The organism is Pseudorhizobium marinum, from assembly GCF_000705355.1.
Lineage (GTDB): Bacteria > Pseudomonadota > Alphaproteobacteria > Rhizobiales > Rhizobiaceae > Neorhizobium > Neorhizobium pelagicum.
Window position 1 is genome coordinate 255,771 of the sequence record NZ_JMQK01000005.1, and the last position, 22,356, is coordinate 278,126.

Annotated in this window: 22 protein-coding genes; 15 read left to right on the forward strand and 7 right to left on the reverse strand. The window is 63.9% G+C overall.

Translation table 11 applies throughout. The annotated features are described in order from the left end of the window. Positions 1–48 precede the first annotated feature (48 nt). Entirely contained in the window at positions 49–852 is an 804-nt protein-coding gene (locus tag EO99_RS0108765) for a DUF2189 domain-containing protein (protein WP_029618269.1), read from the reverse strand. A gap of 243 nt (positions 853–1,095) precedes the next feature. On the opposite strand from EO99_RS0108765, the gene EO99_RS0108770 reads away from it, so the two are divergent. Next, positions 1,096–1,650: an RBBP9/YdeN family alpha/beta hydrolase gene (locus EO99_RS0108770; protein ID WP_029618270.1), complete on the forward strand. Its 555-nt coding sequence runs from the start codon at positions 1,096–1,098 to the stop codon at positions 1,648–1,650. A 75-nt stretch (positions 1,651–1,725) separates the two neighbouring features. Here the strand turns inward: EO99_RS0108770 and EO99_RS0108775 are convergent, their stop codons facing one another. Further along, the gene (locus EO99_RS0108775; RefSeq protein ID WP_029618271.1) at positions 1,726–2,034 is read right to left on the reverse strand and encodes a DUF1476 domain-containing protein; all 309 of its coding nucleotides are present in this window, start codon (positions 2,032–2,034) and stop codon (positions 1,726–1,728) included. Between the two features lie 343 nt (positions 2,035–2,377). On the opposite strand from EO99_RS0108775, the gene purC reads away from it, so the two are divergent. From purC to EO99_RS0108830, 11 genes are all read left to right on the forward strand, one after another. Then, positions 2,378–3,142, forward strand: a complete 765-nt coding sequence (purC, locus tag EO99_RS0108780) for a phosphoribosylaminoimidazolesuccinocarboxamide synthase (protein ID WP_029618272.1) — start codon at positions 2,378–2,380, stop codon at positions 3,140–3,142. 15 nt (positions 3,143–3,157) lie between these two features. Continuing rightward, on the forward strand, positions 3,158–3,400 hold the full coding sequence (gene purS, locus EO99_RS0108785; protein WP_029618273.1) for a phosphoribosylformylglycinamidine synthase subunit PurS: 243 nt from the start codon (positions 3,158–3,160) through the stop codon (positions 3,398–3,400). Positions 3,401–3,417: 17 nt separating this feature from the next. Beyond that, entirely contained in the window at positions 3,418–3,675 is a 258-nt protein-coding gene (locus EO99_RS0108790; protein WP_029618274.1) for a hypothetical protein, read from the forward strand. Continuing rightward, entirely contained in the window at positions 3,672–4,343 is a 672-nt protein-coding gene (gene purQ / locus EO99_RS0108795; protein ID WP_029618275.1) for a phosphoribosylformylglycinamidine synthase subunit PurQ, read from the forward strand. The genes EO99_RS0108790 and purQ overlap by 4 nt, the downstream gene beginning before the upstream one ends. A gap of 55 nt (positions 4,344–4,398) precedes the next feature. Further along, a complete protein-coding gene (locus EO99_RS0108800; RefSeq protein WP_029618276.1) occupies positions 4,399–4,797 on the forward strand; it encodes a hypothetical protein in 399 nt (132 codons plus the stop codon). A 252-nt stretch (positions 4,798–5,049) separates the two neighbouring features. Then, a complete protein-coding gene (locus EO99_RS0108805) occupies positions 5,050–5,571 on the forward strand; it encodes an acyloxyacyl hydrolase (protein ID WP_162179300.1) in 522 nt (173 codons plus the stop codon). Between the two features lie 111 nt (positions 5,572–5,682). After that, the gene (purL, locus tag EO99_RS0108810) at positions 5,683–7,890 is read left to right on the forward strand and encodes a phosphoribosylformylglycinamidine synthase subunit PurL (RefSeq protein ID WP_029618278.1); all 2,208 of its coding nucleotides are present in this window, start codon (positions 5,683–5,685) and stop codon (positions 7,888–7,890) included. A 52-nt stretch (positions 7,891–7,942) separates the two neighbouring features. Continuing rightward, positions 7,943–8,677 (forward strand): hypothetical protein, encoded by a 735-nt coding sequence (locus EO99_RS0108815; protein WP_029618279.1) that lies wholly within the window; start codon positions 7,943–7,945, stop codon positions 8,675–8,677. A gap of 16 nt (positions 8,678–8,693) precedes the next feature. Beyond that, complete coding sequence (locus EO99_RS0108820) at positions 8,694–8,927, forward strand: BolA/IbaG family iron-sulfur metabolism protein (RefSeq protein ID WP_029618280.1); 234 nt, start codon at positions 8,694–8,696, stop codon at positions 8,925–8,927. Between the two features lie 150 nt (positions 8,928–9,077). Further along, the gene (grxD, locus tag EO99_RS0108825) at positions 9,078–9,413 is read left to right on the forward strand and encodes a Grx4 family monothiol glutaredoxin (protein ID WP_029618281.1); all 336 of its coding nucleotides are present in this window, start codon (positions 9,078–9,080) and stop codon (positions 9,411–9,413) included. A gap of 119 nt (positions 9,414–9,532) precedes the next feature. Next, on the forward strand, positions 9,533–10,738 hold the full coding sequence (locus EO99_RS0108830; protein ID WP_081852015.1) for a multidrug effflux MFS transporter: 1,206 nt from the start codon (positions 9,533–9,535) through the stop codon (positions 10,736–10,738). 63 nt (positions 10,739–10,801) lie between these two features. Here EO99_RS0108830 and EO99_RS0108835 read toward each other — a convergent pair whose 3' ends face one another. From EO99_RS0108835 to recA, 4 genes are all read right to left on the reverse strand, one after another. Further along, entirely contained in the window at positions 10,802–11,626 is an 825-nt protein-coding gene (locus EO99_RS0108835; RefSeq protein ID WP_029618283.1) for an inositol monophosphatase family protein, read from the reverse strand. A gap of 9 nt (positions 11,627–11,635) precedes the next feature. After that, the gene (gene ttcA / locus EO99_RS0108840; RefSeq protein WP_029618284.1) at positions 11,636–12,502 is read right to left on the reverse strand and encodes a tRNA 2-thiocytidine(32) synthetase TtcA; all 867 of its coding nucleotides are present in this window, start codon (positions 12,500–12,502) and stop codon (positions 11,636–11,638) included. Between the two features lie 37 nt (positions 12,503–12,539). Then, positions 12,540–15,203 (reverse strand): alanine--tRNA ligase, encoded by a 2,664-nt coding sequence (gene alaS / locus EO99_RS0108845; protein WP_029618285.1) that lies wholly within the window; start codon positions 15,201–15,203, stop codon positions 12,540–12,542. Positions 15,204–15,355: 152 nt separating this feature from the next. Beyond that, positions 15,356–16,447, reverse strand: a complete 1,092-nt coding sequence (recA, locus tag EO99_RS0108850) for a recombinase RecA (protein ID WP_029618286.1) — start codon at positions 16,445–16,447, stop codon at positions 15,356–15,358. Between the two features lie 241 nt (positions 16,448–16,688). Here recA and EO99_RS0108855 point away from each other — a divergent pair, with 241 nt between their 5' ends. The 3 genes from EO99_RS0108855 to EO99_RS0108865 are packed head-to-tail and all read left to right on the forward strand — an operon-like array spanning position 16,689 to position 19,516. Then, positions 16,689–17,633, forward strand: a complete 945-nt coding sequence (locus EO99_RS0108855; RefSeq protein WP_029618287.1) for a carbohydrate kinase family protein — start codon at positions 16,689–16,691, stop codon at positions 17,631–17,633. Positions 17,634–17,657: 24 nt separating this feature from the next. Beyond that, entirely contained in the window at positions 17,658–18,584 is a 927-nt protein-coding gene (locus tag EO99_RS0108860) for a pseudouridine-5'-phosphate glycosidase (RefSeq protein ID WP_029618288.1), read from the forward strand. A gap of 38 nt (positions 18,585–18,622) precedes the next feature. Then, the gene (locus EO99_RS0108865; RefSeq protein WP_051679769.1) at positions 18,623–19,516 is read left to right on the forward strand and encodes a DMT family transporter; all 894 of its coding nucleotides are present in this window, start codon (positions 18,623–18,625) and stop codon (positions 19,514–19,516) included. A 44-nt stretch (positions 19,517–19,560) separates the two neighbouring features. Here the strand turns inward: EO99_RS0108865 and cckA are convergent, their stop codons facing one another. Further along, complete coding sequence (cckA, locus tag EO99_RS0108870; RefSeq protein WP_029618290.1) at positions 19,561–22,152, reverse strand: cell cycle histidine kinase CckA; 2,592 nt, start codon at positions 22,150–22,152, stop codon at positions 19,561–19,563. Between the last annotated feature and the right edge of the window lie 204 nt (positions 22,153–22,356).

A 22,356-nucleotide genomic window follows, 5' to 3' on the forward strand; every position in this document is an offset into this window, starting at 1 on the left:
CCGAGAACTCCGGCGCCGCCATGACTGCGGCGGCGCCTCATCTGCCTGCTACCGGATCTCTGGAGCAACCAGCTTGCGGTAGAGATGCCAGGTCGAGTGGCCGAGGATCGGCATAACGACCACGAGGCCTGCGAACACCGGGATCGTGCCGATTGCCAGCATTGCCGCCACGATCAGTCCCCACAGGGCAACCGGCAGCGGGTTGGCCAGCGTCGCCCGGATGCTCGCATCCACGGCAGCGGCCGCTCCCACGTCACGGTCGAGCAGCAGGGGGAACGCCACGACCGTCGTCGCCAGCACGAACACCGCGAACACGAACCCGGCGAGATTTCCCCAGAGCATCATCTGCCGCCCCTCCTGCGTCGTCAGGACGTCGGACACGAAAGCCGAGAGCGACGCCGGCGCCGCTTCCCCGAAAGACGACGTGTAGATCGCCTGGGCAACCAGCAGCCAGGCCGTGAAAAGCGCCAGCAGCATGAGGCCGACGGCAAGGATGGACGGCAGCGCTGGAGATCGGAAGACCTCCAGGGCGTCTTGCCACGACGGTTCCCCGCCCCGCTCCTCGCGGCGGCTGATCTCGTAGAGGCCGAGGGCCGCCAGCGGCCCCAGCAACGCAAAACCCGACATCAGCGGAAAGAGCAGCGGCAGCAGGTTCGCCCCGGCGCTCCAGACCGCCAGGAAGATGCCGGCGACCGGATAGATGAGACACAGGAAGGCGTAGTGCGACGGTCTTCGGTTGAAATCGGCGATCCCGAGCCTCAGCGCGTCGATCACGTCGCTCACGTCTATCTTGCGGACGATCGGGCGGACGAGCTGGCTCTCGGCACCGGCGATGACATGAAATCCAGCCATAGCATTCTCCTCATCGGCTGACTGCATCGCCTCATCCGGCAGGTCCGGACGTCGGGTCAACGCAGCGGCGGCTTTGGCCGCCTGGGCAAAAGCAGAGCGAAGTTCGGCAGGTTCGGACGACGGCCACGGCATTGGCTCACGAGCAATGCTCACGGCGGCGGCACGGCGCATATTACCGATTTTTGGCGTAACTGTCGCGTCTTTCCTTGACATCCGCGTCCCGGTTTCTCAAATCCGGCCATCATGAAAGTAGCAGACGCCGAAATCCTCATCATTCCCGGTTACACGAACTCCGGACCCGATCACTGGCAGAGCCGGTGGGAGGCGAAGCTGTCCTCCGCACGGCGCGTCGAGCAGGCGGAATGGTCTAAGCCCGTGCGGGAGGACTGGGTTGCCAAGGTCGCGGACGAAGTCAACGCCTGCAGCCGCCCGGTGGTGCTCGTCGCCCATTCGCTCGGCATTCCCTCGGTGGTGCATGCTGTCCCGCTGTTTCGGAAGCAGGTGGCCGGCGCCTTCTTCGTCGCCCCGCCGGAGGTGGACAATCCGGCCATCCGCCCGCGCCACCTGATGAGCTTCGGCCCCTATCCTCGCGATCCCCTGCCGTTCCCGACGCTGACAGTCGCCAGCAGAAACGATCCTTTCGGCTCCTACGAGCACGCTGACGAGATCGCCAGTGCCTGGGGATCGCTTCTGATCGATGCCGGTGAATCGGGCCACATCAACGCCGAGGCGGGATTCGGCCCCTGGCCCGAGGGAACCATGGTCTTTGCCCAGTTCCTTTCACGGCTGCAGCCCTAGTCGCACCGACCCGGCGAGAACGAAAAAGCCCGCGCCAGAAGACGCGGGCTCAGGTCGCCTGAAGCTGCGGGCTCGTTACCGGGCAAGCTCGGCAACGGCGTCCTGCAGGAACGCAAACATCTTCTGGCGGATTTCTTCATCGGAGACAGAAACGCCTGCGGCATCGAAATCGCCTCGCAGCTTGCGGAAGACGTCCTCGTCGCCGGCCTCTTCGAAGTCCGCCTCGACGACTTCCGTCGCATAGGCTTCCGCATCGCGGTCGAGCAGGCCTGCGGCCCATCGGCCGAGCGACTTGTTGCGTCGAACCAGAGCCTTGAACTTCTGCTCCTCGTCAAGGGCGTACTTGTTTTCAAACGCGCGTTCGCGATCTTTCATGCCGTTCATCTTCAATCTCCCGCTATCGGTTATGGCGGGATCATAGAGCAAAATGCCTGTTGATGTGCAATGCGATTTGTCAAACTTCCCTGCCGTCAGGAAGAGCTGAAATCACGACGCAGCCGCAGCCAATGGCCATCCACTCTGATTATTGACTATGGATGCTGCCGCCCGAAATCGGCATGACGTAAGGACCACAGCATCCTGTATGATCAAGAGGTGCGATTCTAACCTGTCAGGTCCGCGCCGGGCCGGGGACCGTTGTCATTGTGAAATCCGTTCTTTTCCTTTATGGGACCGCTCAACCGATGTTCCACTGCGCCCAACGGGCGCCAACAACGAGACATTCAATATGAACCGTCGCCGCCGTATCTACGAAGGCAAGGCCAAGATCCTTTATGAAGGCCCCGAGCCCGGTACGCTGATCCAGTTCTTCAAGGACGATGCAACCGCCTTCAACAAGAAGAAGCACGATGTCATCGACGGCAAGGGCGTGTTGAACAACCGTATCTCCGAATACGTGTTCACGCATCTGAACAAGATCGGCATTCCGACGCACTTCATCCGCCGCCTCAACATGCGCGAGCAGCTGATCAAGGAAGTCGAGATGATTCCGCTGGAGATCGTCGTGCGCAATGTCGCCGCCGGTTCCCTGTCCACGCGGCTCGGCATCGAGGAAGGCACCGTCCTCCCACGGTCCATCATCGAATTCTACTACAAGTCGGACCAGCTCAACGATCCGATGGTCTCCGAAGAGCACATTACCGCCTTCGGCTGGGCCAACCCCGCCGAGCTCGACGACATCATGGCGCTCGCCATCCGCGTCAACGACTTCCTCTCGGGCCTCTTCCTCGGCGTCGGCATCCAGCTCGTCGACTTCAAGATCGAGTGCGGCCGCCTTTACGAGGGCGACATGATGCGCATCATCCTCGCCGACGAGATTTCGCCGGACAGCTGCCGTCTCTGGGACATCGAGACCAAGGAAAAGATGGACAAGGATCGCTTCCGTCGCGATCTGGGCGGGCTGGTCGAAGCCTATTCGGAAGTGGCCCGCAGGCTTGGCATCATCAATGAGAACGAACCGCTCCGTGGCACCGGCCCGGTCCTGGTGAAGTAAGACAAGGGGTTTGAAGTGATCAAGGCACGGGTAACGGTAACGTTGAAGAACGGCGTTCTCGATCCGCAGGGGAAGGCGATCGAAGGCGCGCTGTCCAGCCTCGGTTTCGACGGCGTCGGCCATGTCCGCCAGGGCAAGGTCTTCGACATCGAACTGGACGGCGCCGACAAGGCCAAAGCGGAATCGGACATCAAGGCGATGTGCGAGAAGCTGCTGGCGAACACGGTGATCGAGAACTATACTGTCGCCATCGACTGACGGTTGCGGAGCCTGTGATGGCCGAAGTGACGAACGAGCTGATGTATGAACTGCTGAAGAAGCTGAATGCTCGGTTCGACAGGGTCGACGCTTCCCTCGCCGAATTGCGCGCCGAAACCAACAGCTTGCGTGGCACGATGATTGCTATCCAGCAAGACATCCATAACATCTACACGTCGCTCTCGAGGCACGAACTACGCCTGGACCGTATCGAAAATCGACTGGAGCTGCGAGAGCTCCAGGAAGCCCAATCAAGGTTTGAGCCACACCCATGAAATCTGCCGTTGTCCAGCTTCCCGGCCTCAATCGCGACCGCGACATGGTCGATGCCCTGACCAAGATCTCCGGCCAGGCCCCCGTCACCGTGTGGCAGACGGAGACCGAGATTCCCGATGTCGACCTGATCGTCATTCCCGGTGGGTTTTCCTACGGCGACTATCTGCGCTGCGGCGCCATCGCTGCGCGGATGCCGGTGATGCAGGCCATCCGCGAAAAGGCGGAACAGGGCGTCAAGGTTCTGGGTGTCTGCAACGGGTTCCAGATCCTGGTGGAAGCGGGACTTCTGCCGGGCGCGCTTATGCGTAACACCTCGCTGCGCTTCGTCTGCAAGGAAGTGCTGCTGGAAGTGGTCAATGCCGATACGGATTTCACCCGCGCCTATGGTCAGGGTCAGGTCATCCGCTGCCCGGTGGCGCACCATGACGGCAACTACTTCGTCGACGACGCCACCCTTTCGGCCATGGAAGACAAGCGTCAGATCGTCTTCCGCTATGCCGGCGGCACAAATCCGAACGGCTCGCTCAGCGACATTGCCGGGGTTATCAATGCGAGAGGCAATGTCCTCGGCATGATGCCGCATCCGGAAAATCTCATCGAAGCTGCCCACGGCGGCACCGACGGGCGTGCTCTCTTTGCCTCCGCGCTGGATGTGATCGCCGCCTAATCTCAATCCGCAAGCGACGCCGGACGTGCGGCGAACAGCACCCAGGAACCATTCCATGGCGTTTACTCGCACCAGCCGCGGCCCCTTGGGGCTCGCCGCAGCGGCGGCCCTGTTGTCCGCCTGCCAATCCGCCCCGGTTTCGGCTCCTGCGCCCAACCGAGCCGCCCTGGCGACGATGGAGCGCGTGGCGCTGAGCGCGAACGCCTGCTGGTTCAAATCCGGCGACCTGATGTTTGCGGCCTACCGGCTTGCCCCGGAACTCAACTCCTTCTCCGGACGCCCGCGCATTCTGGCGGTCCCGCGCAACAGCCCCGAATCGCGCCCGGCCCTCGTCGTTCAGGCGGAAGGCAGCCCCGCCAAGGTCGACGCCTTCGGTCCGATGATGGCCGGTGCATCCGGCGAGCGCATCCGCCGCGACGTTCTGAAATGGTCGTCCGGCGGCTCGGGCTGCTGACGTCCCTGCGCGGAAACGTTGTGGATTTGTCACGCTGATGCGCAGTAATTCTCTACTTGCGCCGCGCCCATTGCACGACCCGGATCTGCCAGTCTAGTTTCAGTATAGTGGCGACTCGGGTTCGCGGTTACGTGTTCGCTTGCCCGGACAGGGGACTTCTATACGGTCATGAGACATTTCATCTCTGCATCATTCATTTCCTTCTTGTTCTTTTCCACGCCCTCGTTCGCTGCAGATCCTGACTCACCGGCGGTGCCGGCGGACTCCGCCGCGCCGCTACTGCAGCCAGGCACCATCTTCGACGAGGTCCGGTTCGGCGTTCTCACGTCCGCCGACAATTCCGAAGTCAACGAGGAAGACGGCCAGTTCATCACGGGCGTGTTCTTCTTCGACCCATGGGGACACAGGGAGGCGCAAGGCTTCGACCGGCTTCTTCGCCCCCGAATTCACGTCGGCGGAACGGTCGCAACCGAGGATGAAGCCAATCAGGTCTACGCCGGCTTGTCCTGGACGGCAGACCTCAATGACCGGTTCTTCCTGGAGCTCGGCTTTGGCGGCACGGTGCATGACGGTGATCTCGGCGCCAACGATGGTGGCGACGGTCCGAAGCTCGGCTGCCGCACCCTCTTTCACGAATATGTCGCCGCTGGCCTGAACGTCACCGAGAGGTGGAGCGTGATCGCCCAAATCGAGCATTCTTCCCATGCCAATCTCTGCGACGGCCCGAACAACGGCCTCTCGCGCGCCGGCGTCATGGTTGGCTACAAGTTCTGACGCTTGAGCAAGAAGCGGCCGGAACCCGGCGCGGCGGGAATTTTCCTGTCGCGCCTTTTGCCTGCTTAGGCTAAAGACATCGAAAAACGACGCCCTCAGCCAGAGTAGATCATGAACATTCCGAACCGTATCGCGATCACGCCCGAACTCGTTGCTTCGCACGGCCTGAAGCCCGACGAATACCAGCGTATCCTGGACCTGATCGGACGCGAACCAAGCTTCACAGAGCTTGGCATCTTCTCGGCAATGTGGAACGAGCACTGCTCGTACAAGTCCTCCAAACGCTGGCTGCGCACGCTGCCGACCACGGGTCCGCGCGTCATCCAGGGCCCAGGCGAAAACGCCGGCGTGGTTGACATCGATGACGGCGACGTCGTGGTGTTCAAGATGGAAAGCCACAACCACCCCTCCTACATCGAGCCCTATCAGGGTGCGGCGACCGGCGTCGGCGGCATCCTGCGCGACGTCTTCACCATGGGCGCCCGGCCGATTGCCGCGATGAACGCGCTGCGCTTCGGTGCGCCGGATCATCCGAAGACAAAACACCTGGTCTCCGGTGTGGTCGCCGGCGTCGGCGGCTACGGCAATTCCTTCGGCGTGCCGACGGTCGGCGGCGAAGTGGAATTCGACGAGCGCTACAACGGCAACATCCTCGTCAATGCATTTGCAGCGGGCCTCGCGAAGTCCGACGGGATCTTCCTGTCGGAAGCCAAGGGCGTCGGCCTGCCGGTCGTTTATCTCGGGGCGAAGACCGGCCGCGACGGCGTCGGCGGGGCGACCATGGCTTCTGCCGAATTCGACGAATCGATCGAGGAAAAGCGTCCGACGGTGCAGGTCGGCGATCCCTTCACGGAAAAATGCCTGCTCGAAGCCTGCCTGGAGCTCATGAAGACCGGTGCGGTGATCGCGATCCAGGACATGGGTGCGGCCGGCCTCACCTGCTCCGCCGTCGAAATGGGCGCCAAGGGCGACCTCGGCATCGAGCTCGACCTCGACAAGGTGCCCGTCCGAGAGGAGCGGATGACAGCCTATGAAATGATGCTGTCGGAAAGCCAGGAGCGCATGCTCATGGTGCTGGAGCCGTCCAAGGAAGACGTCGCCAAGGCCATCTTCGTCAAATGGGGCCTCGACTTTGCCATCGTCGGCAAGACCACCGACGACCTGCGCTTCCGCGTCCTGCATCAGGGCGACGAGGTCGCCAATCTGCCCATCAAGGAACTGGGCGACGAGGCTCCGGAATACGACCGTCCCTGGGTGGCCACTACCCCCCGCCCCCCGCTTGCCGCATCGGACGTGGCGGAGCCAGACGACTACAACGCCGTGGTGCTGACACTCGTCGGATCGCCCAACCAGTCCAGCCGTCGCTGGGTCTGGGAGCAGTATGACACCATCATCCAGGGCAACTCCCTGCAGCGCCCCGGCGGCGATGCGGGCGTTGTGCGCGTGGACGGACACCGCAGCAAGGCGCTGGCCTTCTCGTCCGACGTGACGCCGCGCTACGTGGAAGCCGACCCGTTCGAAGGCGGCAAGCAGGCGGTTGCCGAATGCTGGCGCAACATTACCGCCACCGGTGCAGAACCGCTGGCGGCGACCGACAACCTGAACTTCGGAAATCCTGAAAGACCGGAGATCATGGGCCAGCTGGTCGGCGCGATCCAGGGCATCGGCGAGGCCTGCAAGGCGCTCGATTTCCCGATCGTGTCCGGCAATGTCTCGCTCTACAACGAAACCAACGGCACGGCGATCCTGCCGACGCCCACGATCGCCGGCGTTGGGCTCCTGCCCGACTGGTCGAAGATGGCGCGAATCGGCGGCATGCAGGATGGCGACGAGCTGATCATGATCGGCGTTGACGGAAGCCATCTCGGGCAATCGATCTACCTGCGCGACGTGCTGGGTTCCAGCGAAGGCCCGCCACCTGTCGTCGATCTCGCTGCGGAACGTCGCCATGGCGACTTCGTTCGTGGCCTCATCCGCAACGGTCAGGTTACGGCTTGCCATGATCTTTCGTCCGGCGGGCTGGTGCTGGCCCTGGCGGAAATGGCGATGGCGGCGACCAGGGGCTTGTCCGTCAGCCTTTCCGACCAGCGCGGGCCGACGCATGCGCTGCTGTTTGGCGAGGACCAGGCCCGTTACATCATCGCTGTGCCGGCCGATCTTGCCGACTTCCTCCGTGCCAGCGCCGAAAGCGCCGGCGTGCCGTTCCGTCGGCTTGGAACAGTCGGCGGTGATCGGCTGATGGTGGACGACGTCGTCAGCATCGCCGTCGTCGACCTCGTCAACGCCAGTGAAAGTTGGTTCCCCGCCTTTATGTCGTAGCATTTGAATCCTACAGAGCCCCGCTTTACGAAGCGCTCTAGGATAAAATTGCATGTTCAATCTTTTGCTGGCCTGGCTCATGGCTGATGGGCCGCGTTGGCGTTATAATCGCATCTGGCTGCACGCCCTGCTGGCGGCGGTCGGTCTCACTGTCATGATTTGGGCACTCGGCACCGCAGTCGGCCTCACCTTATCCGAGGTATTTGCGGAAAATGCCGCCCATGAACTGGCGCAATCCGCGCTGCTTGGAATTGCCCTCATCGTCGGCGTTGGCGGTATCTTCCGGTCCAACGCGTTGAACCGCTATGCGGCACTCGTCACCGCTGGGGTCAGCGCCATAGGCTTTGTTCGCGAAACGCCCAATTGCCGTGGCGATGTCATGGTCTTCTGTGCATCCGCCGATACGCGGGGCTCCCTGATAACCGCCAGTGCGGTGGTTCTTCTGGTTGCGACCCTCGTTATCGAGTTTCGGGGCCGTGGCACGTTCATGAAGGCAATCCACCCGCGCTTCTCGTGGCCACTCGCCTTTGCAGCGGTCCTGCTGGCGCTCAGCCAAATGGCCGAGGGGCTGCACATGGTCGTGGTGGAAGAGACGCTCGAGCTCTACGGCTACGCGGTACTGATGCTCGGCGCCGCCTGGCTTGCTCTTGTGCCGTCAAGTCCGCAGGTCATCCACCGCGGGAGAGACCGTTCCGGACACGCCGACGTGTGGGATGACCGGGCAGGCCCCTTTGACCGAGCAACGCCTTTGAGGCACTCTCGAATCGGCATAAAAGACAGGCGATAGAGAAAAGGAAGACACCATGCCCATGAGCCCCGGCGACATAGAAGACATGATCAAGTCCGGCATACCGGGCGCCAGGGTGACGATCCGTGACCTCGCCGGCGACGGCGACCACTACGCAGCAGAGGTCGTTGCAGAAGCATTCCGGGGCAAGACCCGGGTGCAGCAGCACCAGATGGTTTACGAGGCGCTGAAGGGCAACATGGGCGGCGTCCTGCACGCTCTGGCGCTGCAGACCTCCGCGCCCGACTAGGCTGCAAGCCGGATCCTTGCGCCGCGTGTCGCGCAACCATCAGCAGAATTGATCCCCGGATCTCTTCGCCGCGCTGGATATTCGGCGATCACATGCTATCTAAGCGGTTGGCAGTCTGGACCTTGAACCCGGATGAATAAGGATATGGATATGAGCGGAATCAACGAATTCATCGACAACGAGGTGAAAACCAACGATGTCGTGGTCTTCATGAAGGGTACGCCGCAGTTCCCGCAGTGTGGCTTCTCCGGACAGGTGGTGCAGATCCTGGATTACCTGGGTCTCGACTACAAGGGCGTCAACGTCCTCGCCGACCAGGAGATCCGTCAGGGTATCAAGGACTACTCGAACTGGCCGACCATTCCGCAGCTCTATGTCAAGGGCGAGTTCGTCGGCGGATGTGACATCATCCGCGAGATGTTCCAGTCCGGCGAACTTCAGAGCCACCTGACGGAGAAGGGCATCACCGTTCGCGGGGCGGCCTGAGGAAAAACTGAGTAATTGATATTTTATTCCGAAGGCGCCGCGTTCCGGCGCCTTCTCTTTCTGTGGGAAACTTTACCGTGACCGAACATTCCAAAGCCACTGCCGCCCGTCTGGGCGGAATGGGCAAGATTGAATTCATTGCACTGATGGCGGCGTTGATGGCGCTTAACGCGCTCGCCATCGATATCATGCTGCCGGGACTGCAGCAGATCGGCGCCGCTCTCGGCGTCGAAGACGAAAATCAGCGCCAGTTCGTCGTCTCTGCGTATCTCTTCGGCTTCGGCCTGGCGCAGCTCGCCTATGGGCCGATTTCGGACCGCTTCGGCCGCAGGAAGCCGATGCTCTTTGGTCTCACCGTCTATGTCCTGGCCTCGCTGGCCGCCGTCGCCGTTCCAACCTTTGCCGGCCTGCTTGCGCTTCGATTCATCCAGGGCATCGGCTCTGCCGCCATGCGCGTCATCACCATTTCGATCGTCCGCGACATCTATGGCGGGCGGGCGATGGCGGAGGTCATGTCGCTGATCATGATGGTCTTCATGGTCGTTCCGGTGATCGCGCCGGGCACCGGGCAGGTCATCCTGTTCTTCGGCGACTGGCACCTGATCTTCCTCTTCATGGCCGTCATCGCGATTGCCATCGGCATCTGGATGTACATCCGGATCCCCGAGACGCTGAGGCCCGAGGATGTCCGGCCGTTTACCCTGCGTTCGGTTCTGGACGGCTTCCGGATCGTGCTGACGAACCGTCTGGCGCTCTGCTATGCGGTCGCCAGCATGTTCATCTTCGGCGCCCTGTTCGGCTTCATCAATTCGGCCCAGCAGGTCTATGTCGGCATCTACGAACTCGGCGCCTGGTTTGCCCTGGCGTTCGCGGCGATCGGCGCTCTCATGGCCGTATCGTCCTTCGTGAATGCCACCTTTGTCGGCCGTTTCGGAATGCGCCGCCTGTCGCACGCCTCGCTGCTCGGCTTCATCGGCATCACGTTCCTGTGGCTGCTCGTGCAGTATTTCGGCCCGCAGCCCATGCCGTTCCCGCTGTTTCTGGCCTTCTTCGGACTGGCCATGTTCCAGTTCGGCTGGATCGGTTCGAACTTCAATTCGCTGGCCATGGAGCCGCTCGGCCATGTGGCGGGAACCGCCTCCTCGGTGCTCGGCTTCATGGGAACGCTCGGCGGCGCCTTGATCGGCGCCATGATCGGACAGGCTTTCGACGGCACGGCGCTGCCGATGGTGGCGGGCTTCTTTGCCGTCTCCATCGTCGGTCTGATCTTCGTGCTGATCGGTGAACGCGGACGCCTGTTCCGGCCCCAGAACCCGCGGGTCTGAACGGCGCGACGGACAGGAGATACCGAGATACAAAGAAGCGGCCCACGGGCCGCTTTTTTTGTTCTAGTGCTGGAGGATTTCCCGGCGCAGCAGCTGCCAGCTCTCCTCGTCGGTTGCAACGAGAAGACCGCCCTCCACATGGTGGGGAAGATAGAGGGAGCCGTCGAAACGGGCGACATGGCCGCCGGCTTCCTGTGCAATCAGGGTGCCGGCCAGATGGTCCCAGGGCATCAGCTTGTTGTACATGGCGAAGTGGACGTGGCCGCCGGCAAAGGTTCGGTATTCATGCGCCGCACAGCGATAGCTCGCGACGAAGCGCACCTTGGCGAGATTGGCGAGAACCCGCTCGCGCACGTCCCCGTAGAAATATCCGGCCGATGCCATGCCCACCATGGCGTCGATCGGCGCCGGCGCAGCGACCGAGAGGCGGATCGCCTCGCCGTCCGGGCGGCGCAAATAGGCGCCCGCCCCCTTCTCGGCAATCACCCAGTCGTCGCCCATGGGGTCGTAGATGATCCCGGCCACCGTCTCGCCCTTCCAGACGACGGAGGCCATAACGCCAAAGGCGGGTATTCCGGATGCGAAATTGAAGGTGCCGTCGATCGGGTCGACGATCACGGCAAATTCCGCCGACGCCAGCTTGCCGAGCAGATCGGGATCTGCCGCGACCGACTCCTCGCCGATGAACAGGGCGTCCGGCGCGATTGCTTCCATCGCCTTGCGGATGAAGCGTTCGGCCGCTTCGTCGGCTTCCGTCACCAGGTCCGTCGGCTCGCTCTTGGAGCGGACATCGCCCTCCCCCAGCCGGCGAAACCTGGGAAGCACTTCGGCCCTTGCGGCCAGGCGCAGGCAATCGGCGAGCTTGGAGACGTCGAGCGGCAGGGTCATGGAGAACACTCAGGAGCGGTTGTTGGCCGAGAGGCCGGAGAAATCGAAGAGGGCGGGATCGAGCAGATGCGACGGGTTGACGTGAGAGAGCGCGCGCAGCATCGCCTCCTTGCGGCCCGGCATGCGCGCCTCGATGTCGGCGAGCATCGTCTTCATCGCATTGCGCTGGAGACCGTCCTGCGAGCCGCAGAGGTCGCAGGGAATGATCGGGAAGGCCATGGCCGCGGAAAACCGCGCGAGATCGTCCTCGGCGCAATAGGCGAGCGGCCGCATCACGAACAGGTCCCCCTCGTCGTTGAGCAGCTTTGCCGGCATGGCGGCAAGCCGGCCGCCGTGGAAGAAGTTCATGAAGAAGGTTTCGAGGATGTCCTCGCGATGGTGCCCGAGAATGAGGGCATCACAGCCTTCCTCGCGGGCGACACGATAGAGATTTCCCCGCCGCAACCGCGAACAGAGCGCGCAATAGGTGGCGCCCTCCGGCACCTTCTCCTTCACGATCGAATAGGTGTCGCGGTATTCGATCCGGTGCTTGATGCCGAGTGACGACAGGTAGTCGGGCAGCACGTGCTTGGGAAAATTCGGCTGGCCCTGGTCGAGGTTGCAGGCGATCAGCTCGACCGGCAGCAGGCCCCGCCATTGCAGGTCCATCAGGATGGCCAACAGCGAATAGGAATCCTTGCCGCCGGACACGCCGATCAGCCAGCGCTTCTGGTCCTTCAGCATCTGGAAGTCGTCGAGCGCCTGGCGAACCTGCCGCAGCAGACGCTTCCTCAGCTTGTTGAAGCCGACCGACTGGGGAGCATCGGCAAACAGCGAGGGACGCTGCCCCTCGCCTTCCAGATCCAGCTGATCGTCTATCGGGCCAACCAGTCCCATGCCATCTCCTAGCGTTCCTGGCGGTCCGCGCCTTTGGTCAGGCGCCGAGCGCTTCTGCAACGGCATCGACGGCCGCCTGCGCCTTTGTGCCATCCGGTCCGCCGGCCTGCGCCATGTCCGGGCGGCCACCGCCACCCTTGCCGCCGAGCGCCACCGAGGCGATGCGGACGAGATCGACAGCGCTGAAGCGGTCCGTCAGGTCCTGCGTCACGGCCACGACGGCGCTGGCCTTGCCATCGGCAGAGACGCCGATGAGGCTGACGACGCCGGAACCGAGGCTTGCCTTGCTGTCGTCGGCCAGTCCCTTCAGGTCCTTGGCGTCGATGCCTTCCAGAACCTTGCCGAGATATTTTATGCCGGAGACATCACGGATGTCGCTCGCCCCGCCGTCCTGGCTGGCACCGCCCATGGCAAGGCGCCGCTTGGCGTCGCCAAGCTCGCGCTCCAGCTTGCGGCGTTCGTCCATCAGCGCCTCGACGCGCGACACGACCTCGGCCGGCTGCACCTTGAGGGTGGAGGCCAGCGTCTTCACCCGCTCGTCCTGTTCGGACAGATAGGCAAGGGCGGCAGCTCCGGTCACCGCTTCGACGCGACGCACGCCGGCGCCGACGGCGCTTTCGGAGAGCACCCGGACGAGGCCGATGTCACCGGTCGCATTCACATGCGTACCGCCGCAGAGCTCGATTGAATAGGCCTTGCCGGCCTTGTCACCATCCGTGGACACGCCCATCGACACGACGCGAACCTCGTCACCGTATTTTTCGCCGAACAGCGCCATGGCGCCTTCCGCGATCGCGTCGTCGACGCTCATCAGCCGCGTCGTCACCGGCGCGTTCTGCAGCACGATGGCATTTGCCATCTCCTCGACCCTCTGCATTTCCTCCACCGTCAGCGGCTTCGGATGCGAGATGTCGAAGCGCAGGCGCTCGGGTGCCACCAGCGAGCCTTTCTGGGCGACGTGGGTGCCCAGAACCTCGCGCAGTGCCTCATGCAGCAGGTGTGTGGCGGAGTGGTTGGAGCGCAGGCGCGAGCGGCGGGCATGATCCACCGTCAGCGCGACCGGTTCGTTCGTCTTCAACGTGCCGGAAACCACCTTGGCGATATGGACGAAGACGCCTTCGCCCTTCTTCTGGGTATCGGTTACTTCCAGCCGGGCATGGTCGGTGCTGATCACGCCGGTGTCGCCCATCTGGCCGCCCGACTCGCCGTAGAACGGCGTCTGGCTCACGACCACCTGGACCGTGTCGCCGGCACTGACCGAATCGACCACGGCGCCGTCGCGGACGAGCGCCTGCACCACGCCTTCGGCCGATTCGGTATCATAGCCGAGGAATTCGGTGGCGCCGTGCTTCTCGCGCAGCTCGAACCAGATCGTCTCCGTCGCCGTGTCGCCGGATCCGGCCCAATGGGAGCGGGCTTCGGCCTTCTGGCGCTGCATGGCATCGTTGAAGCTGGTGAGATCGACGCCGATGTTGCGGGCGCGCAATGCGTCCTGCGTCAGGTCCAGCGGGAAGCCATAGGTGTCGTAGAGCTTGAAGGCGGTCTCGCCGTCGAGGCTGTCACCTTCCGAGAGATCGGCGGTGGCATCGGAGAGCAGCGTCAGGCCGCGATCCAGCGTCTTGCGGAAACGGGTTTCCTCGAGCTTCAGTGTCTCCGATGTCAACGCCTCGGCGCGCACGAGCTCCGGATAGGCGCGGCCCATCTCCTGCACCAGCGTCGGCAGCAGCGTGTACATCAGGGGCTCGCGGGCGCCCAGAAGCTGCATGTGGCGCATTGCGCGGCGCATGATGCGGCGCAGCACATAGCCGCGGCCTTCGTTGGATGGCAGCACGCCGTCGGCGATCAGGAAGGCGGAGGAGCGCAGATGGTCGGCGATGACGCGGAAACTTGCCGCCTGCTCACCTTCCGCCTTCGCACCAACCACCTCTTCGGTCGCCGCGATCAGCGTCTTGAACAGGTCGGTTTCGAAGACGCTCGAAACGCCCTGCAGGATGCAGGCCATGCGCTCCAGGCCCATGCCGGTATCGATCGACGGGCGCGGCAGCGGCGTGCGCTCGCCCGGGGCCGTCTGGTCGAACTGCATGAAGACGAGGTTCCAGAACTCCAGGAAGCGGTCGCCATCCTCTTCCGGCGTGCCGGGCGGTCCGCCCCAGACATGCTCGCCCTGGTCGATGAAGATTTCCGAACAGGGGCCGCAGGGGCCGGTGTCGCCCATCTGCCAGAAGTTGTCGGAGGTCGGGATGCGAATGATCTTGTCGTCGGAGAAGCCGGCGATCTTCTTCCACAGATCGGCCGCTTCCTCGTCTTCGGAATAGACCGTGACCAGCAGCCGGTGCTTGGGCAGGTCGAAGCCTTTGGTGACGAGGTTCCAGGCGTATTCGATCGCCTGTTCCTTGAAGTAGTCGCCGAAGGAGAAGTTGCCGAGCATCTCGAAGAAGGTCAGGTGGCGGGCGGTGTAGCCGACATTGTCCAGATCGTTGTGCTTGCCGCCGGCGCGTACGCATTTCTGCGAGGTCGTGGCCGTGGAATAGGGGCGGCTCTCCAGACCGGTGAAGACATTCTTGAACTGCACCATGCCGGCGTTCGTGAACATCAGCGTCGGGTCGTTACGCGGCACGAGCGGGCTCGAGGACACCACCTCGTGGCCATTCTTTCGGAAATAGTCGAGGAAGGTCGACCGGATGTCATTCACGCCGCTCATGCTACGCCCTTTGTTCCGCCGAATGCGGGTCCGTCACTGAAAACCACTGGCTTTTATCGCCCGTGTCCCTGACTGTCCAGCCAAACGCGGAACCGGCCGCGCATCTTTCCAGATGGCGGCCGGCTCGAACAATCTCACAATGAGGCGAAGGACTACATCTCGGCCGATTCATCACCGTCGTCGCCGGCGTCCGGGCCGCCGTTCTGCAGGAAGCGGTCGGCGATCAGGCCGGCGTTCTGGCGCAGCGACAGCTCGATCTCGCGGGCCATTTCCGGGTTGTCGCGCAGGAAGGTCTTGGCATTTTCACGCCCCTGCCCGAGCCGCTGGCTGTTATAGGAGAACCAGGCACCCGCCTTCTCCACGATGCCGGCCTTGACGCCGAGATCGACCAGTTCGCCCGTCTTCGAGACGCCTTCGCCATACATGATGTCGAATTCGACCTGCTTGAAGGGCGGCGCCATCTTGTTCTTGACGACCTTGACGCGCGTCTGGTTGCCGACCACCTCTTCGCGCTCCTTGACCGCGCCGATGCGGCGGATGTCGAGGCGGACCGAAGCGTAGAACTTCAGCGCGTTGCCGCCGGTGGTGGTTTCCGGCGAACCGAACATGACGCCGATCTTCATGCGGATCTGGTTGATGAAGATGACCATGGTGTTGGAGCGCGAGATCGAGGCGGTCAGCTTGCGCAGCGCCTGGCTCATCAGGCGCGCCTGCAGGCCCGGCAGGCTGTCACCCATCTCACCTTCGATTTCGGCGCGCGGCGTCAGCGCGGCGACCGAATCGATCACCAGCACGTCGATGGCGCCGGAGCGCACCAGCGTATCGGTAATCTCGAGCGCCTGCTCGCCGGTGTCGGGCTGCGAGATCAGAAGGTTCTGGAGGTCGACGCCAAGCTTGCGGGCATAGACCGGATCGAGCGCGTGTTCGGCGTCGACGAAGGCGCAGATGCCGCCCTTCTTCTGCGCTTCCGCAATGGTCTGCAGGGCCAGCGTCGTCTTGCCCGAGCTTTCCGGACCATAGATCTCGATGATGCGACCCTTCGGCAGGCCGCCGATGCCCAGGGCGATGTCGAGGCTGAGGGAGCCGGTGGAGACCGTCTCGACTTCAACCACGCTATCGTTCGCGCCGAGCTTCATGATCGAGCCCTTGCCGAAGGATCTCTCGATCTGCGAAAGTGCTGCGTCCAGCGCCTTGCTCTTGTCCACTGTCTTATCCTCTACGAGCCGCAACGAATTTTGTGCCATCTGATCCACCTTTAGGTTATTGACGCCCCGCAGGCAACGAAGCGGCCGATAAAGATTATGTACTCTTTTTGTTCTCATTATGCAAGTAGCGTCGCAGCGCTTGAATTACCGTCGTTTTTCCTGACAAGTTCGCATTCCGTTCACGCATCAGCCGGTGTGGACAAGGCAGTGAACACGTCCCCCTCGCATTCCGCGAGAAGCATCGAATCGGACCCGCTATGACGCCCGCAAAGGCAACCCTATGAGCCGGCGCGTTCTCGTCCTCGGTGGCGCCCATCTCGATCGCCGCGGCCGGATTTCCGGAGACACCGCCATGGGCGCCAGCAATCCGGGCGCCTGGATGGAGGAGATCGGCGGCGGCGCCTTCAATGTCGCCCGCAACCTCGCGCTCCTCGGTCATCAGGTCACCATGGTCTCGCCGCGCGGCGGCGACATGACGGCCGACAAGATCGCCGCCGCCGCGGAGGCCGCCGGCGTCATCGATCGTCCCTTCGTCTTTCTCGACAGGGCAACGCCGAGCTACACCGCCATCCTCGAACACGACGGCAATCTCGTCGTGGCGCTCGCCGATATGGATCTCTACCGCCTGTTCGGCCCGCGGCGCCTGCAGGTGCGTGCGCTGCGGCAGTCCATCGAGGAGGCGGAACTGATCGTCTGCGACGCCAACCTTCCGGCAGAGACGCTGACGGCCCTTTGCGCGGCAGCCAGCCTGGCCGGCGTTCCGGTTGCCGGAATCGCCATTTCGCCCGCCAAGGTCGTTCGCTTTTCCGCGGCCCTTCCGGCCCTCGCCTATCTGTTCATGAACGCGGCCGAGGCTGCCGCCCTTTGCGGCACCCAGGCGGCCACGGCCGCAACCTGGCCGGTGCATCTGCGGCGCAAGGGCCTGCGGGCGGGCGTGGTGACGGATGGCGGCCACAAGCTTGCAGCCTTTGACGCCACCGAGAGCCTGACCATGGCGCCGCCACCGCTCACCTATACCGCCGATGTCACCGGTGCCGGCGATGCGCTTGCCGCCGGCACCCTCGACGCGCTGCTGCGCCACAAGGGACTGCCGGAGGCGATCCGCTGCGGCATTGCCGCGTCGCGGATCACGCTGCGCTCGCCGCATGCGGTGGCGCCCGACCTCACGCCCGATGCCATGGACTACGAAACGACCCTTGTCGGCGCGCCTCAAAAGGTGTTCTGAGAGGCAACCATTCCGGAGACAGACATGACCCAGACCGCGACCCCCGCCCTGCCCATCGTTTTCTCGCGCGAGGTCGCGGCGGCCCGCGCCGCAGGCCTGCCGCTCGTGGCGCTCGAATCGACCATCATCACCCATGGCATGCCCTATCCCGGCAACATCGAGATGGCCCGCAGCGTCGAGACGATCATTCGCGATGGCGGCGCCGTGCCGGCAACGATCGCGGTGCTGAACGGCGTGCTGCATGTCGGCCTGGAGGAGGACCAGCTCGAGCAGCTTGCCCAGGCCAAGGACGTGATGAAGCTGTCCCGGGCGGACTTCGCCTTTGCCCTTGCCACCGGCCGCACCGGCGCCACCACGGTTGCCGCCACGATGATTGCCGCGGCCCTCGCAGGCATCCGTGTCTTCGCGACGGGCGGCATCGGCGGCGTTCACCGGGGCGCCGAAGAAAGCTTCGACATTTCCGCCGACCTGGAGGAACTGGCCAAGACGGATGTCATCGTCGTCTGCGCCGGCGCCAAGGCGATCCTCGACATCCCCAAGACGCTGGAGGTCCTGGAAACCCGCGGCGTGCCGGTGGTGACCTGTGGCTCGACGGATTTCCCAGCCTTCTGGTCGCGCGTGTCCGGCCTGCCGAGCCCCCTCTCCGTCGAGACTGCCGACGACATCGCCAGGTTCGAGGCGGCCCGCCAGGCGCTCGGCGTGCGCGGCGGCATCCTCGTGGCCAACCCCGTGCCGGCGGAAGACGAGATTTCCCGCGAGGAGATGGAAGGCTATATCCAGATCGCGCTCCAGGCGGCGGCCGAGCAGCATGTGGCGGCCAAGGCCGTCACGCCCTTCCTGCTCGACCACATCTTCCACCAGACCGGCGGGCGCAGCCTGAAGACCAATATCGCGCTCGTCGAAAACAATGCCCGGCTGGCAGCCGGCATCGCCGTCGCGCTCGCGCGCTGACGCGCGCGCAGCCACGCCGCCACCATTTCCGGAGTAAGATCTTGCCTGCAATTCAGCACATCGTCCGGGCTCCGGAGCATCGTGCGGCTCTTGCCGCGCTTGTGCTCGGCGGCATTGCCATCGGCGCCTCGCCGATCTTCGTGCGGCTGTCGGAGGTCGGACCGATCTCCACCGGCTTCTGGCGCCTGGCACTTGCCCTGATCCCGCTGTCGCTGTGGAGCCTGCTGCGGCCCCAGGCCGGACCGAAGGTGACGATTACCCGTCGCGACTGGCCGCTGCTGGTTCTGCCGGGCCTGGCGCTCGCGATCGATCTCGTCGCCTGGCACCTGTCGCTGCACATGACATCGGTCGCCAATGCCACTCTGCTGGCCAATCTGGCGCCGGTCTTCGTGACGCTGATCGGCTTCCTGCTGTTCCGGACCGCGGTGACGCGCATCTTCCTCCTCGGTCTCGGGCTTGCGATCGCCGGCGTCATCACGCTGAAGGGCGGACCCGCCGCACTGGGGGACGGCAATCTTGCCGGCGATGCCAACGCCACGCTCGCGGCCGTCTTCTACGCCTGCTACATCCTGGCGATCGGGCGGCTGCGCAGCCGCTTCGACACCGTGCGGATCATGATCTGGTCGACGGCCACCGCCGCCGCCGCGATCCTGCCCTTCGCGCTCTATTTCGAGGGGAACATCTTACCCCCCAGCCTCTACGGCTGGGCGATCCTCTTCGGCCTCGCCTTCATCAGCCATGCCGGCGGGCAGGTGGCGATCACCTATGCGCTGGCCTTCCTGCCGGCGGCCTTCTCGTCACTGACGCTTCTGCTTCAGCCGGTGGTGGCGGCAATCCTCGCCTGGCTCATTCTGGCCGAAGCGATCGGCCCGCTGCAGGCCATCGGCGGTGCCATCGTGCTTGCCGGCATTCTCGTCGCCCGCCGCGGCTAGCGATCGGTGCCAGTCCCACCGCCGAAGAAGGCGGCAGGATTGTCTCAGTTGTCCAGCATTTCCCGCACGGCGACCGCCAGCTGCTTCAGCGAGAAGGGTTTTGGCAGGAAGCCGAACTTGGCATCCGCCGGCAGGTTGCGGGCAAAGGCATCTTCCGCATAACCGGAGACGAAGATGAACTTCAGGTCCGGATAGGTCTTGCGCAGTTCGCCCAGCAGCGTCGGGCCATCCATTTCCGGCATGACGACGTCGGAGACGACGATGTCGACCTTGCCCTCGAGCTCTGCCATGATCTCCAGCGCCTCGACCCCGGAGCCGGCCTCGTGGACGGTGTAGCCGCGGGTTTCCAGCATCCGCTTGCCGCCCCGGCGCACCGCTTCCTCGTCCTCGACGAGCAGCACGACGGCGGAATTGCCGGTGAGGTCGACCGGCTCCTTGGAGGCGATCGCTTCGGCCGGCGGTGCAGCGTCCGGAGTCGGCTGCATTTCCTGCAGCACCTGGGCCTCCGGGATGTGGCGCGGCAGGAACAGGCGGAAGGTGGTTCCGCGGCCGACTTCCGATTCGGGGTAGATGTGGCCGCCCGACTGCTTGACGATGCCATAGACCATCGAGAGGCCGAGGCCGGTTCCCTTGCCGACTTCCTTGGTGGTGAAGAAGGGCTCGAAGATCTTGTCCATGATCTCCGGCGGGATGCCGGTGCCGCTGTCGGACACTTCCACCATGACGAAATCCTCCGCCGGCAGATCGGCCTGCGGGAAATTGGCCGTGTCGCCCGCATCGACGTTGCGCGTCTTGATCACCAGCGTGCCGCCCTGCGGCATGGCATCGCGCGCATTGACGCAGAGGTTGATCAGCACCTGCTCGAACTGCGACAGGTCGGTGCGAACGGTCCACAGGTCGCGGCCGTAATCCACCTCCAGCTTCACATTGGTTCCGGAGATCAGCCGGTCCACCAGCATGCGCAGGTCGCCGACCACGTCGGTCAGGTTGAGCACCACCGGCCGCATCGTCTGCTTGCGCGAGAACGCCAGGAGCTGGCGCACCAGCACCGCGGCGCGGTTGGCGTTGCGCTTGATCTCCATCAGGTCCGCGAAGCTCGCATCCGAGGGCCGCGCCTGAAGGAGCAGGTGATCGGACGACAGCAGGATCGCCGTCAGGACGTTGTTGAAATCGTGGGCGATACCGCCCGCCAGCGTGCCGACCGCGTTCATCTTCTGCGTCTGCGCCATCTGCGTCTCGAGCGCCTTCTGCTCGGTCGTCTCGACTGCATAGACGATCGCCGCTTCCTCCGGCGCCTCGTCGCTCTCGTCGATCACGGCATTGACGTAGAAGCGGACGTAGCGGCTGTCGTCGCCCGGATGGCGGCAGTCGATCGGGGCGATGTCGCCCTGGCGATCGGTCGCCGCCGCCAGCGCCTGCATCAGCTGTGGCCGCGCCGTCTCGTGGACGATCGCTTCGAGATGGGCGCCCGCATCAACCTCGTCGCGCGACACGACACCGGCAAACAGGCGCAGGAAGGGCGCATTGATGCGCAGGATCTTGCCTTCGCCATCCACCGAAGCAATCGCCATCGGCGTGTTGTTGAAGAAGCGCGTGAAGCGCATGGCGGACGCCGACTGGTCGCCCTCGCCGCCCTTGGGCCGGTTCAGCACGATGGTGCGGCTCTCGCCCGGCGCGCCGTCGCGCATCGAGGTCACGGAGTGGACCAGCCGCACCGGCAGGCTCTGGCCGTTGGTGCGGCGAAGATCGAGGTCCAGCGTTTCCGTTCGCTTCAATCCCGGCGCCGCCTGTACCGACTGGATCAGCGCCATGCCTTCGCCGGCGACGAAATCGGCGATCGTCATCGACCGCGGCACGAATTTCGTGAGATCGAGACCAAGCCATTCGGCCAGAGTCGCATTGATATAGAAGACCTCGCCCTTGCGGCCTGCCGAGAAGAAGCCGGCCGGCGCGTGGTCGAGGTAGTCGATGGCATTCTGAAGTTCCCGGAAGAAGCGCTCCTGGTCGTCCCGCTCCGAGGTGATGTCGGTCAGCTGCCAGATGTCCAGCTGATTGCTCGAGCTCTTTCCGGGCCGCAGGTGACGGGCCTTCAGCCGGTACCAGTGCGCCCCCGAACCGTTGGTCGTGCCGCGGCCGAGCGGCTGGGCGAGGCGGAACTCCTCGTGGCCCTCGCGCCCCTCGCGAAGCCCGTTGGTCAGGCGGTAGAGCGCCTCGCTCGATTCCCGGTTGCGCGACAGAAGCGGTTCCAGTGCCTGGACATTGCTGCCCTTGCTGGCGCCCGTCAGGCGGCCGTAGGCGGCATTGGCATAGACGATCCGACCGCGGGAATCGGTGACGAGTATCCCGTCCGGGTGCGTTCCGAGGTAACCGCGCGCCAGTTCATCCGAACGGGACTGCGGCATGACCTCGACGAAGCCGATGATCGACGACACCATGAAGAAGATGCCGACCATGGCCAGAACGCCGAGCAGTCCGAGCACGATCTCGTTGTCCAAAGCCTGCTGGAAAAAGACGAAGGCGATCGCCACGCCGATCAGCACCAGGGCTAGCAGGAGGATCCGGATCACGGTTCCACCCCGCGCTCCGCGGTCGACCAGGGGCTCCTCGTAGTTGCCGCCCTGCTGCAACCTCGTCATCAAGTCCTCACTATTCGGCCGCCCGAAGAAGGCGCAACTCTGGAAACTCTCGGCAAACCGCCGCGATTCTTTCTTAGCAAGTTGCGGTTGATGCAAAAAGCGCAGAAGTGCAGAAAACCCGGGATAGCGACGCCTAAGCTCCCGGGAGCCGGGTCTGCATCTTGCCGCGGCAAAAAAAAAGCGCACTTCTACTCGGCACAATCT